Below are 11,832 nucleotides of genomic sequence, written 5' to 3'. Positions count from 1 at the left end.
ATTCAAGGAAGTTGGAATTCCTAGGCTCTCAAATAGCAGCTTGGAAGCCTATGAATCCGTTCGGATTCGGTTATGGACTGAAGCCTATTCCCAAGGCTTTTGGGCTGATCTTACGCTGAGTGGCAATAGCATGACTGTTGCATTATCATGCGCATGAATACAAAACATCATCGGAGATCGGGCCATGGCACCCACCGTCACAGCGCCCAAGAAAGCCACTAATATCACTCTTTCCGCCGACGTGTTGAGCGAGGCCAAGGCACTGGGCATCAACATCTCGCAAGCCTGCGATCAATTTCTGCGCGATTTGGTGCGGCGCGAACGCGAGCGGCGCTGGCGGGAGGAAAATGCCGGCTTCATCGCCGCTTATAACCGCACCGTGGCGGACGAAGGTTTGCCGCTGGACGAATGGCGGATGTTCTAACATGGCGCGCTTCGACGTGTACCGCAACGGCGGCGCTCATGCCGCCGATGTACCTTATCTGGTCGAGGTGCAGAGCGATTTGCTGCAAGGTTTGGAAACCCGCGTAGTAATACCGCTACGGCGGCGAGACCGCTTCCCGGAGACACAAATCCCCGCGAATCTCATGCCGGTATTCGATATCGAGAATATCGAGTGCGTTCTGGAAACCCCGAAACTTGCTGCCGTGCCATTGCGTTTGTTGAAAACGCCAGTCGGGTCGCTAGCCGACCAGCAGTTCGCTATTACCGGGGCATTGGATTTTTTGTTCCAGGGATTCTGAGAAGGGGGACAGGAGTCAACCCACGCCCATTATCTGAAAACCCTCGGCACCCTCCTCCCTCCAACCACCCTCATTTCGTACGCTTCCCCCGCCGGACGCTCCGAATAGCTGACATGCACCGGCTTATCCGGGCCATAGTAATACAACCGATCATAGGGGAGGTTCGCCATGATCCAGCGGGCGACTTCTTCCATGTTTTCATCCCGCACCAAAAAATCTACCGCCGCGCCGAGTCGGGGGCAGATCGGGCTGCCTTTCCGGCTCAGTTCGTGGGCGGCGTGCTGGTCCAGTTCCGGGGCGATGCGGGCGGGGATTTGTCTGGCGAGTTCCGGCGAGCAGAAGCCGTAGGTGAGTTCGATCATTCCGAAATAGTCGACCACCGGGTCCAGAATGTTGACGGCGAGGGCGTACAGCGCGGTGTAGCTGTCGGGTTCATTGGGGAGGTTGGGTAAACCGGTGCGGGCTTGAGTTTCGCCGCATTCGATCAGTTGGCGGTAGATGAAATAACGCCCGCAGGCGGCATCCAAATCCGGAGTGGCGCGGCTGCGGACGAGGCGAAAGCCGTCGATGGCCCAGCGGGCGGCTGCAAGCCGGGCATGGAATTCCGTCGGCTTGGGGCCGTAGCCGCTGAAATCGAACAGTCCTAAGTTTTCCAGCGCTTCGTCGAAAGCCAGTTGTTCGGCGTAGTTCGGAAACTCTTCGTTGATGAAGCGGGATTTCCGGTAGAGATAGGGCGGTTCGTATTGCTCGCCGTAGTCGAAGATGTCGAGTTCCTGGGTGCGAAGGTTGATCTTCACCCGTTGCAGCAGACGCGGCAGCGGTTTGCCGGAAAAATCGTCGAAACTCATCAGGGTGAGCTTGCCGGAACGGATATGAATCTTGATGAGATCGGCGCTGCTCACGTCGCCGTAGAGGAGAACGCCGCAGCCGACATAGGCGCGCAGAATGGCGGGCAGTTGCACCACTAGCCATGTGGGCAGTTGCAGCGATTCCCCTTCTTCCAGCCAGCCGACGCCTTGCTCGGCGGCTTCTCGGCAGGCTCGTTCAATGGCCTCAGGACTGGCGGCGGCGAACAGGAGTTCCCGGCCAGATTCGAGGGCGGCGCGATAATCGCCGAAGAAGGCTTTGATGTCCTTTTGCAGGTGGGCTTCGAAATGGCGGTAAGGTTTGCGCTTTTCGAACTGCCACAACGCGAAGTAGACGCGAAGGTCGTCGATGCGGGATCGCCGGGCGTGTTCGAGGACAGCCTCGGCGTTGTCCTTGCGGGATTTGATGAAGCGCAAGGCCGCCGGGAGCGAGCCGAAATGGATGGCGACGGCGTCCGGGTGTGGAAACTCGCTACGGTCGGGATCACGGCCCAGGTTTAGGCAGCTTTCCCACAGCGATTCAAGGAGTTCCCGATGTTGCTCGTACCTGGCTTCCACCTTGTCGATCCGTGCCGGCCTTGTCGGGTGCGACAGATGGGAGAGCCGCAATGTATTCCGCCGATTCTCCAGCCGTCCGACCATGAAGCGCTGCTCGGCATCCTTGTCTTTGAAGACGTAAAAGATACCGGGGCCGACCGGCAGGGGCTCTTCGTCCAGCACCTCAGCGATGAAGGCGCGGAGTTCGCCCTGGGTGTAGTACTTCTGAAAGGTGTTGCGCGAAGTCAGAATGCCGTCGCCGTATGGCGTGCCGCGCAAGGCCTCCGGGTTGGCCAGCATGGCCGAGACCGCTAACAGTTCCTCAGCCAGCCGGTAGGCGCCTTGTAGGGCTTCGATGCGCTCGTCCATATCCTCGATGACGTTGATCACGAAACCCAGGTTGACGATATGGGCGCTCCGCTTGGTTTCGTCGGGCGCGTAATACGGGTCCCAGCCAGCGGCCTCGATGCCGTTTTCCTTGAGACCGCGCACGTCGCCCCCCCGTCCGCAGCCGTAGTCGAACACTGTTTTGGAGCCGTCCAAGAAGCCAAAGCGGGCGAGGGTTTGGACCGGTGCGGAAAATCCGTAGCGGGTTAAGGCGGTGAGATAGCGGGCGACGCCGATGAAATCGGAAGACAAGAAAGAACCGGCAAGGTCCGATTCGTCATTGCCGATAGGCACCAGTTCATGCCCCATTACCCGATAACCGCGCTGTGACAGCAGCATTTCCCAAGCTTGCTTGAAACCGATACGACAGGGGTCATCGAATAGGCCGATTTGTTCTGCGGCGGCGGTCAACGCCTCGAAGGTTTCCCGATGCGGATGACTTGCGGGCAGCAGCAGTTCCTTGCGGTGCAGTATCGGCGGGTTGAGGGAGTTTTCGTAGGTGCGGAAGCGGGCGGTGTTTTTGTCGAGATCGACCGTCCAGTAGCGGCTGAGAACCGGAAAGCCTTCTTCGAGAAAACCCGGATAATCGAGCAGCGAAACACCGTTTCGGTCCTGGTTCAGCTTGACGACGTTGTAGTCCTCTCCAGGATGTACTTGGGCAATGCGGCCGGCGGCGTAAATCGCTTCCCGCAATTCCGGCTCTAAAGTTTTCAGCAGATTTACGTGGAAATAAACGTGCCGGGCGATGGATTTGCCGAACGGCATGAAGCGAACTCCTTCGATACAAGGCTGCACAGTAGGTTTGGATGGGCGATCGCCAATTCGAAATCGGTCTTTGCCAGGTCCACAGCAATGGTGGTAGTGTTCGTGCCCGGACTCCCTTTGCCCATAGGCCAATCCATTTCGATGACCGCGAAGACCGAATTAACCCGCAAGTTTGCCGAAATGCAGAAACACGATTCTTTCTTCAAGCGTTGGGCAAGAAACAAGCTGAACGCGAAAGAGAATAACGAACTGGCCGGGCCACCGAAAGTCGTTCACGATGGGCTGACCGAGAGTTCGGAGAACGGATCATTCGACCCACAGGCCCTACACGAGTTGTTTCGGCAGCCGGAATTTTCCGTTCGTGACGGGCTGGACGACTACGACGGCGACTATACCGCTTTCGAGCCTCGCGGCGAACTCATGACCTCTGACATGCGTTGGGCTTTGGAACGCGCCCAGGCGCCCTCGTCCAATGCAGCGGATACCGGCTCGCCAGAATCGTCCGCCACGCCGGTGATGGCCTACAACGCCCCAGACAGCGGAGCCGAGACCGAATCCTCAAGCTGATTTTGCCCCCGAATGTTCGAAGCGCCCGACAGTTACCGACCGAGTCCCCGGCAAGCCACCAAACAGGTGGCATCTGCTTACGAAGTTGAACCGACCGGGTTGGTATCGTACCGCTCGAACGGCTGTCTGCTGATCATCGGAGACGCCGATGCCGTTGTCTCGGTAACGGAATGCCTCCCGGCCACGCTCCGCGGCTTTGTCTTGTTTACAGACAGTCCGCCGGACACGCTGGCCGAACTATTGAAAAGTCGAGAAATAGCCTATCTGGAGCTATGCTCGGACACGAACGTCGAAGGCCATTTGGGGGCTTTTCGGGTGGAGGCGCGATGCGGCGGAATACGCATCAATGTCGGAGCCGTCCTGCTGCCGCCGAACACCGCTTTCGATCTCATACTGGATCTGCAGGACTCGCCGTCAATCGGCCTGCCAGTTCCGCCGATCGGCTATTTCGCCCCCGGAGGTGATTCGATAAAACGGAAACAGGCCTTGGATGCCCTCGCCGAATTGCTCGGCGAATTCGACAAGCCGAAGTTCTTCGAATACAGGCCCGAACTGTGCGCCCATGGTGCGAGCCGCATCGAAGGCTGTAGGGCTTGTCTCGACGCCTGCGGGACGGGCGCCATCGAATCCCGCGGCGATCGTGTAGCGGTCGACCCCTATCGCTGCCAAGGCTGCGGCGAGTGCGCCACGGTCTGTCCTTCGGGCGCAATGAATTACGCCTACCCGCGCCGGAAAGATAGCTTGAAGCGGTTGCGGCTCATGCTGGAGGCTTTTTTTGGGGCGGGCGGCTCGCAACCCGAGCTTTTATTGCACGACAGCAACGAAGGCGCCGCATGGATTAACGAGCACGAGACCGAGCTGCCGAAGCACATCCTGCCCTATGAGCTGGAGGCACTGGGATCATGCGGCATGGACTTCTGGCTCGCGGCCCTGGCTTACGGTGTCGGGCGCGTGACCCTATTGACGGCCGGAAAGTTGACCGAACCGACCCGCCAAGTTCTGGTCGCGCAAGTCGGTTATGCCGGTGAAATCCTGTCCGGCATGGGCTATCCTCGCGGCCTAATACGTTTGGTTCGCGCGGGCAACTCGCTGACAGCCCCCGAACTGCCTTCGGCTGCATTACGCCGCGCCCACGCCCGTTTCGCGGCGGATGACGACAAGCGCACCGTCATCCGTCTGGCCGTCGAACATCTTTACCGGCAAACGCCATGGCAACCGGAATCAGTGGTCTTGTCCGCCGGCGCACCGTTTGGCGAAGTTCGGGTGGATAAAGAAAAGTGCACGCTGTGCCTCGCCTGCGTATCCGTCTGCCCGGAACGTGCCTTGGCCGACGGCCGCGACCAGCCGCAGCTCAAATTCATCGAGGCCAACTGCGTGCAGTGCAGGCTGTGCGAGAAAGCCTGTCCCGAAGACGCCATGGCATTGGCGCCGCGCTACCTTTTCGATGCGCAGCAATCCCGGCAAATCCGACTACTCAAGGAGGAGGCGGTATTCCGCTGCGTCGAGTGCGACAAACCTTTCGCCACCGCCGCCATGATCAAGACCATCACCGAGCGCTTGCAGAACCATCCGATGTTTCAGGGGGACAATCTACGCCGACTTTTGATGTGCGAAGAGTGCCGGGTCAAGGCTCATTTAGGGCAGCCCTTGCAGAAGCCATGAACGACACCGCGGCTTCGCACATTCCCGAAGAGGATCTATGGCGGGCGGAAACCTACAGCCTGCTGGCCCGGCTCTTGGCCTCTGTACCGGATCGGGAACTGCTGAACCGGCTCGCCGCCATTCCGTGTGGGGAGAATCCTGACGATCCGCCGCTGGCGCGGGCCTGGAAAAGGCTGGCGGCTTCTGCACGCGATGCCGACGACATTGATCTCGTCGAGGAATATCAAACGCTATTCATAGGCCCGACTCGGGGCGAGTTGCTGCCCTATGCCTCCTGGTATCTCACCGGGTTTCTCATGGAGAAGCCTCTGGCGGCCCTGCGCAACGAGCTTCGGAGCTTTGGCATCGAACGGCAGGCATCGGCGAAGGAGCCCGAGGATCATGTCGCCGCGCTGTGCGAAGTGATGAGCCTTCTGATTATCGAGGCCGAGGGACGCGAAGCAGATTTTTTCGCCAAACATCTCGCACCTTGGATAATGCGCTTCTTTACCGATCTAACAGAGGCCCAGTTCGCTTGTTTTTATCGAGCCGTAGGCGAGCTGGGAACAGCTTTTCTGAACGTCGAACAACAGTATTTGGAGATGGCGAAGCCCAAAAGCGGATATGACAAGACTCGTCCTTAGCCTCGCTTTGAGTGTCGGGTTGGCATTCCCTACTTTCGCCCGCGAAGCCCCATCAGCCGCCGGGTGCCCGTCCGTTGACACCATCAAGCGCGAAATCGTCGACGAACTAAAAGCCGTGCGTGCAGAACCGAGATACTGCGGCCGAAAGCGATCGGGGTCCGCCAAACCGCTACGGTGGAATCAAAAGCTGTTCAAAGCCGCGGAAAAACACGCCAAGGAAATGAGCCGCAACGACCGGCTCTCGCACAAAAGCCGGGACGGCCGAAAGGCGGGGGACCGAATTACCCAAGCCGGCTACACCTGGCAAGCTTATGGCGAAAACATCGCCGAAGGGCAGCGCACGGTCGGGGAAGTTTTACGGAGCTGGCTCGACAGCCCCGAACACTGTTCCAACATCATGGAAAAGGATTTCGACGAAATCGGCGTCGCTTGTTCGGTAAGCGGAGGAGGCTCGCCTTACTGGGTAATGGTCTTGGCCGCTCCGCTATCGAATCCAGCCGCTAGCCTATTTTCTGGTTTAGTGTAGCGCCCCCAGACCGATCTATCGGCAAAGGATTGCCGATCTACGACTGCTCCGATCACGGATGGTAGGCGGGGATAAGGCGTCAGCCGTTCCCGGCGCTCAACGGACGAAAACGCCGGAAACGCTGACGCTTATTCCGGCCTACATTTTGGGTGTGCGAGAGACGTCCCAATTCACGCCGCTAAATCGCGATGAAAAAACGCTTAGAAACAGGACATCCCGGCAGGTCTCGTCAATACCCGCTGGTATTCTTCTCCACCCAGCGCTCGCTTTGCTCCAAAGCTTCCTTCTTCCAAAACGGCGCGCGGCTTTTCAACTCCTCCATGATGTAACGGCAGGCGTCAAACGCCGCGCCGCGATGGGAGGACCATACCGCTACGAGCACGATAGGCTGGTCGGGAAGAATCTCGCCTACGCGGTGAATTACCAGTGCATCCAAGAAGCTCCAGCGGCTTTGGGCCTCTTCGACGATCTTCTCGAGCTGCTTCTCAGTCATGCCGGGATAATGGTCGAGGAACATGTGCCGAACCGTCTCGCTCTCGTTGAAATCGCGCATCGTGCCGACGAACGAGCAGGTCGCGCCGTATTTCCCGGCATGGCCCAATATTTCCGTTTGGTAGCGCAATAGTTCCGCGTAGGGATCGAATCCGGTTGGGCGAAGTGCGATCAACACCTCAACCCCCGGTAACCGGCGGGAAAAACGCCACCTCGTCGCCATCCTTAACCGGCGCTTCCGGATCGGCATAGTCCATATTCACGGCACAGAGGATGCGATCCGGCAGGTATTGCCCTTCGCTCACCGCTTTCCATACGTCATTTACCGTATCGATATCTTCCGGAGCGAGACTATCATCCACTCGCCCCATCTTTTCTCGCAGGCTTCCAAAATAGCGCACTCTGATCGACATGCGATTCAATCTCTTTTTTTACGAAAAACAAAACTATCCAAGAATCGCCGCCCTGTGAAAACGCGCCATTTGACGGAGAGCAGAATATGTTGGTTTGCTGTAGCTCGGCATGTTCCGGCTGCTCGGACGTATAGGCTATCCAAGGGCGTTTATTTCCATTTCGATCAAAAGCGGTGCTTTTTTATCCGCGAACCGATCTGACACGCGCAAAGACATTGCAGGGCTCTCTCAGACCTTCCCACACGCGCGGGTGGTCCTGCCGGTGACATATCCACGTTGCGAAAGCCGCGTCAGCGGAAAAACGCTCGAAAGCGGCATCGACCATGCCTTGCGCGACAAGTCCGCTATATGAAACATTGTCTGAAGATATCGCCGCCGATTTGACGAGGAGCAGGTTCAAGGCATTCAAACGCTCGGCCAACCAAGCCGCGAAGCTGTCCGAGGTCACATCCCAGGAAGCCGGAATTTCCGAATCGTTCATCAGGGATAAATCAGGCAGCCAAACCACCGAACGGCCGGATTCTATCGAAGTCCGAAGCGCCCCGACATCGCTCGCGATTCCGAGCTTCGGGCACAATCCTTTCAGCATCAGCCCGTATTGCCCCATGGCCAAGAGCGCCATGGCGTGGGCCGTTTGATCGTCGAACGACCAGCGTTGCTGCGCCGACCGAACCTGGTCGGCGAAAGGCCCGCCGCCCGGCACGATGACGACGTTCGCATCCGCAAACGTTTCCAGCCAAAACGGGAGAGCATCCGACTCGGCCAAGCTGCCGCCCAGCTTAACGACCCATGTGATCGGCACCGATTCTCTTGACTTGGAATTGATCGAGCAGCTGTAACAAGGCCGAAGCTTTGTGATAGCACTCCTGGTATTCCTGGTCCAGGACTGAATCGGCCACGATACCGCCGCCGGCCCAGAAGCGGATCGTATTGTCCGAGTGCACCAAGGTACGGATGGCAATATTGCTGTCCATGTTGCCGTCGAAGCCGACGTAACCGATAGAGCCGCAATACACGCCCCGACGATGGGGCTCAAGTTCCTCGATGATCTCCATGGCGCGAATCTTGGGCGCCCCGGTGATGGAACCGCCCGGGAAACAGCCTCGCAAAAGATCCATGGCGCTGTGCCCTTCGGACAACCGGCCACGCACGGTACTGACCAAGTGATGCACAGTGGCGTAACTCTCGATCTCGAACAACTTGGGCACATGAACCGAGCCCGGCTCGCAATTCTTTCCGATGTCGTTGCGTAGGAGATCCACGATCATCAGGTTTTCAGCGCGATCTTTGGCGCTGTCCCGAAGCTCTTGCACCTGGGTCGCGTCTGCCACCGGATCCTGCGATCTGGGACGGGTACCTTTGATAGGCTTGGTTTCCACCATGCCGTCGGTCACCTTGAGAAAACGTTCCGGCGAGGAGCTTAGCACCTGAACTTGTGGAAAATTGAGATACGCACTGAACGGAGCGGGATTGTAAGGCCGCAAGAGTTGATAAGCCGACCAGGGATTTCCGGTGCAATAGGCCGAAAAGCGTTGCGCCAAATTGACCTGATAGCAGTCGCCCTCGCGAATGTAATGCAGAATGCGCCCGAAAGCCCGTCCATAATCGGCACGGCTCATATTCGAGACGACGTCGCTGAGCACATAAAAATCGGCCTGCTGCCACCCGATGGTCTGGATTTGGCTGAACGCCTGAACCAGGTGGGGCCAGCGCACCGCGATGGCGGGATCACGCCCCTGCGCCACAAGCCAGGTGCGGCGCTCCCAGTGATCCACCACTACCGCCCAATCGTAGATCCCTACGACCATCTCCGGGATGTTCTCCGCATCCGCCGCCCTGTCGGGCAGTCTCTCCAGCCTCCGTGCCAGATCATAGCCGAAGTATCCGATAGCGCCGCCGCAAAAGGGCAAGTCCGCCAATTGCGGAGCCTTTTCGCCAAGGTATTGTTTGACCAAAGCAAATGGATCTTTGGGTGACAGCGCGATCGCGCCATCCGACCGAATCTCGGTGAGCGGTCCCCGGGTGACGAGAGTCCTAATAGGATCCGCCGCAATGATGTCGTAACGTCCCTGCCGGCTATGGGGAAATCCACTGTCCAGAAAAACCGCCCAGCGCCGTTCCGCCCAAGGAAGGAACAAAGCGGCGCTGTCCTCGAAATAAGGCAGCTCTTCAACTCTAGGCGTCATTTCAAACCCACCTCCCGCATCGCCAAATAAGCCACGGCTGCGGCGGGAGCGCAATCCGAAGCGTGAAAATCGTTCTGCGGCGTCAACATGGAAAACAATTCGCTGAAATCTTTATAAGCAAAACCCAATCGCACCGCTAATTCTCGCACCAGAAATCGTCCCACGCCAGCACCGACCAAGGGGGCATCGTCGCTGATCGAGGCATGTGAAAATTGGCGCTCCAGAGCCGAATGAAGCTTCGCGAGTTGCCGCTCCCGAAAGAACCGCGCCGCCTGTCGCCATTGCTTCAACGACGCGGATTCCATATCCCGCCCGAACAAACGGGCCAGGCGACGAGCGCTCCCCTGAACAGTCTTTTCTCCGCCATCGGCCGCCGGCATTTGGTCGGCGTGCTCGGGCAATTCTCCGCAAAGCCGGTAGACATCGGCAGCGGTAGCGAAATGCTCGGCCATGACGCCGACCCATTCGCCTTCGAAGGGCGCATGATCGGCAAGCGCCATGACCGGGGTACGAACTACCCCGGTGTAAAGCAATTCATCGTAACGCATTCGTTCGTAGTCGGCATAGCCCCGAGTTTTAACCTGACGATCGCGAATCAGCGCGATATCGGTGGTGGTGCTACCAATATCCACGAACAACGCATCGCGCAGATTTTCCGCCACCCAAAGCGCGCTTGCCATCCAATTGACCGAGGCGATTTTCGAAGCATTTTCCGGCTTGATGGCCTTCGAATCGAGAAATCCATCATGTCCGGCGAAAATGCGTACCGCGTACTGCGGGCAACGCTGAGTCATCACTTCGACCAGGGCGAAAACGCCTTGCTCCCGGTTCTCGAAAAAATCGACCAATTCGCCGGTCATGGTCACCGCATGCCGACAACCATGTCCCGGCGAAATAGCGCCCAATATTCGGCTTATGGCGTCGTGCAATCGATCCAAGCCCTGCCACAAAGGACAGGGCTCCTGAATGATCGCGACAATTTCGCCGGCACTGTTCAGCGCCGCCGCCTTGAGATGGGCTCCGCCGATATCCCAGCCGATCACTTCAATGCTCATCCCACGGCTCCAAATGAATCTCAATAGGTTTTCCCGGAATCGGGTCAAACTCGGACAACCTTCCACTCCGCCACAAATCCAGAATGAGAGCGGCCGGATTAATGCCCAGCACCTGCCGCAATCCGGCGTACGAGGTGGTCAAGCGCGGATTGATCTCCAGCACCCGTAGCCCTTGTTCACACTGTATTAGATCAACCCCTGCATAGCCCCACAGCTCCGGCATGGCTCGCGCGATCTGATCGGCCAATACTTGATACATGACAAGATCGGCCCGAATAGCGCCGACCTCGCAGCCCTGCAGGGCAAAACCATCGTGTGCCCTGATAATCCGTTGCCGGTTGCAGCTCAGTAGTTGTGCATTTCCATGAGCAAATAGGACGGATAGGCTAAGCGGCTCGCCTCCGATCAACGGCTGGACGACATATCGAGCGACATCGTCGATTTCGGCAGCCCAAGTCTTCCATCCGCCCTCAGTTTCAATGATGCGGACGCCCTCGCAACCGATACCATCGTCTGGCTTCACTACCAAAGGGAATTCCAAGGGACTTGATTCGTCCAAAGCGAATGTCGAAACGGTCGGCACGCCCCCGCTTTCCAAACGCCTCACCGTCGCCAGTTTGCTTGCCGCGACACTGACGGCGTCGGCCGAACTGGTCAACAGCGCCTTGCCGGCCATCTCGACGCGGCGACAAAGACGCTCCAGAATGCCGCCGGTCTCGGGGGCAATCGGCCATACTGCTTCGCAACGCTCGATCTGATCTTTAAGGTGATGTTCAAGTTCATCCTTGAGATCGACAAAGACCCATGCGGCATCCGCCAACCCTGGCCCCGGAAGGGGTAGCCGCGCATCCCTGAAAACCACCGGACGGACATTCGGCAATTCGGACAAATCCCGCAGGAGTGCCGCGAGCATCGCTTCCCCCTCTCGCGCTAAGGAGCGCGGAATCGTTTCATCGACCATCCCGCCGCCGGTAATATATTCAAAGACCAGTATCTTCATTCACTCATCC

The 11,832-nt window shown here is 58.2% G+C and carries 13 protein-coding genes; 6 read left to right on the top strand and 7 right to left on the bottom strand.

Annotated elements, in window-relative coordinates:
* The first annotated feature begins 184 nt into the window (after positions 1-184).
* Together VEB01_RS11405 and VEB01_RS11400 are read left to right on the top strand one after the other, a co-directional pair.
* A complete protein-coding gene (locus VEB01_RS11405) occupies positions 185-424 on the top strand; it encodes a type II toxin-antitoxin system CcdA family antitoxin (protein WP_324875528.1) in 240 nt (79 codons plus the stop codon).
* Between the two features lies 1 nt (position 425).
* Positions 426-743 carry a CcdB family protein gene (locus VEB01_RS11400; protein ID WP_324875527.1) on the top strand — a complete coding sequence of 106 codons (318 nt, stop codon included), beginning with the start codon at positions 426-428 and terminating at the stop codon, positions 741-743.
* A 29-nt stretch (positions 744-772) separates the two neighbouring features.
* Here VEB01_RS11400 and VEB01_RS11395 read toward each other — a convergent pair whose 3' ends face one another.
* A complete protein-coding gene (locus VEB01_RS11395) occupies positions 773-3,298 on the bottom strand; it encodes a DNA phosphorothioation-associated putative methyltransferase (protein ID WP_324875525.1) in 2,526 nt (841 codons plus the stop codon).
* A gap of 141 nt (positions 3,299-3,439) precedes the next feature.
* Between VEB01_RS11395 and VEB01_RS11390 the strand changes: the two genes are divergently transcribed.
* The 4 genes from VEB01_RS11390 to VEB01_RS11375 are packed head-to-tail and all read left to right on the top strand — an operon-like array spanning position 3,440 to position 6,676.
* Positions 3,440-3,865 (top strand): DUF3306 domain-containing protein, encoded by a 426-nt coding sequence (locus tag VEB01_RS11390; protein WP_324875524.1) that lies wholly within the window; start codon positions 3,440-3,442, stop codon positions 3,863-3,865.
* A gap of 12 nt (positions 3,866-3,877) precedes the next feature.
* Positions 3,878-5,527: a 4Fe-4S binding protein gene (locus tag VEB01_RS11385; RefSeq protein WP_324875523.1), complete on the top strand. Its 1,650-nt coding sequence runs from the start codon at positions 3,878-3,880 to the stop codon at positions 5,525-5,527.
* Positions 5,524-6,150: a TorD/DmsD family molecular chaperone gene (locus VEB01_RS11380; RefSeq protein WP_324875522.1), complete on the top strand. Its 627-nt coding sequence runs from the start codon at positions 5,524-5,526 to the stop codon at positions 6,148-6,150. The genes VEB01_RS11385 and VEB01_RS11380 overlap by 4 nt, the downstream gene beginning before the upstream one ends.
* Entirely contained in the window at positions 6,131-6,676 is a 546-nt protein-coding gene (locus VEB01_RS11375; RefSeq protein ID WP_324875520.1) for a CAP domain-containing protein, read from the top strand. Before VEB01_RS11380 ends, VEB01_RS11375 begins: the two co-directional genes overlap by 20 nt.
* 229 nt (positions 6,677-6,905) lie before the next feature.
* On the opposite strand, the gene VEB01_RS11370 is transcribed toward VEB01_RS11375, so the two are convergent.
* The 6 genes from VEB01_RS11370 to VEB01_RS11345 form a co-directional block, all read right to left on the bottom strand.
* Positions 6,906-7,346 carry a molybdenum cofactor biosynthesis protein MoaE gene (locus VEB01_RS11370; protein ID WP_324875519.1) on the bottom strand — a complete coding sequence of 147 codons (441 nt, stop codon included), beginning with the start codon at positions 7,344-7,346 and terminating at the stop codon, positions 6,906-6,908.
* 1 nt (position 7,347) lies between these two features.
* Entirely contained in the window at positions 7,348-7,581 is a 234-nt protein-coding gene (gene moaD / locus VEB01_RS11365) for a molybdopterin converting factor subunit 1 (RefSeq protein ID WP_324875516.1), read from the bottom strand.
* 181 nt (positions 7,582-7,762) lie between these two features.
* Positions 7,763-8,383 (bottom strand): amino acid kinase family protein, encoded by a 621-nt coding sequence (locus VEB01_RS11360; protein ID WP_324875514.1) that lies wholly within the window; start codon positions 8,381-8,383, stop codon positions 7,763-7,765.
* Positions 8,361-9,767: an aminodeoxychorismate synthase component I gene (pabB, locus tag VEB01_RS11355; RefSeq protein ID WP_324875512.1), complete on the bottom strand. Its 1,407-nt coding sequence runs from the start codon at positions 9,765-9,767 to the stop codon at positions 8,361-8,363. The genes VEB01_RS11360 and pabB overlap by 23 nt, the downstream gene beginning before the upstream one ends.
* A complete protein-coding gene (locus VEB01_RS11350) occupies positions 9,764-10,822 on the bottom strand; it encodes a hydantoinase/oxoprolinase family protein (protein ID WP_324875510.1) in 1,059 nt (352 codons plus the stop codon). Before VEB01_RS11350 ends, pabB begins: the two co-directional genes overlap by 4 nt.
* A complete protein-coding gene (locus tag VEB01_RS11345; protein WP_324875508.1) occupies positions 10,812-11,822 on the bottom strand; it encodes an ATP-grasp domain-containing protein in 1,011 nt (336 codons plus the stop codon). Before VEB01_RS11345 ends, VEB01_RS11350 begins: the two co-directional genes overlap by 11 nt.
* Between the last annotated feature and the right edge of the window lie 10 nt (positions 11,823-11,832).

It is taken from the genome of Methylocaldum sp., assembly GCF_035627495.1.
Lineage (GTDB): Bacteria > Pseudomonadota > Gammaproteobacteria > Methylococcales > Methylococcaceae > Methylocaldum.
The sequence above is the reverse complement of the archived record's forward strand: the minus strand, read 5'-3'. Positions and strand labels throughout refer to the sequence as shown.

What these genes read in the sequence shown, in the direction of transcription:
- VEB01_RS11405 (WP_324875528.1), top strand. Translation starts at nt 185, where the DNA reads ATGGCACCCACCGTCACAGCGCCCAAGAAAGCCACTAATATCACTCTT.
- VEB01_RS11400 (WP_324875527.1), top strand. Translation starts at nt 426, where the DNA reads ATGGCGCGCTTCGACGTGTACCGCAACGGCGGCGCTCATGCCGCCGAT.
- VEB01_RS11395 (WP_324875525.1), bottom strand. Translation starts at nt 3,298, where the DNA reads ATGCCGTTCGGCAAATCCATCGCCCGGCACGTTTATTTCCACGTAAAT.
- VEB01_RS11390 (WP_324875524.1), top strand. Translation starts at nt 3,440, where the DNA reads ATGACCGCGAAGACCGAATTAACCCGCAAGTTTGCCGAAATGCAGAAA.
- VEB01_RS11385 (WP_324875523.1), top strand. Translation starts at nt 3,878, where the DNA reads ATGTTCGAAGCGCCCGACAGTTACCGACCGAGTCCCCGGCAAGCCACC.
- VEB01_RS11380 (WP_324875522.1), top strand. Translation starts at nt 5,524, where the DNA reads ATGAACGACACCGCGGCTTCGCACATTCCCGAAGAGGATCTATGGCGG.
- VEB01_RS11375 (WP_324875520.1), top strand. Translation starts at nt 6,131, where the DNA reads ATGACAAGACTCGTCCTTAGCCTCGCTTTGAGTGTCGGGTTGGCATTC.
- moaD (WP_324875516.1), bottom strand. Translation starts at nt 7,581, where the DNA reads ATGTCGATCAGAGTGCGCTATTTTGGAAGCCTGCGAGAAAAGATGGGG.
- pabB (WP_324875512.1), bottom strand. Translation starts at nt 9,767, where the DNA reads ATGACGCCTAGAGTTGAAGAGCTGCCTTATTTCGAGGACAGCGCCGCT.
- VEB01_RS11350 (WP_324875510.1), bottom strand. Translation starts at nt 10,822, where the DNA reads ATGAGCATTGAAGTGATCGGCTGGGATATCGGCGGAGCCCATCTCAAG.
- VEB01_RS11345 (WP_324875508.1), bottom strand. Translation starts at nt 11,822, where the DNA reads ATGAAGATACTGGTCTTTGAATATATTACCGGCGGCGGGATGGTCGAT.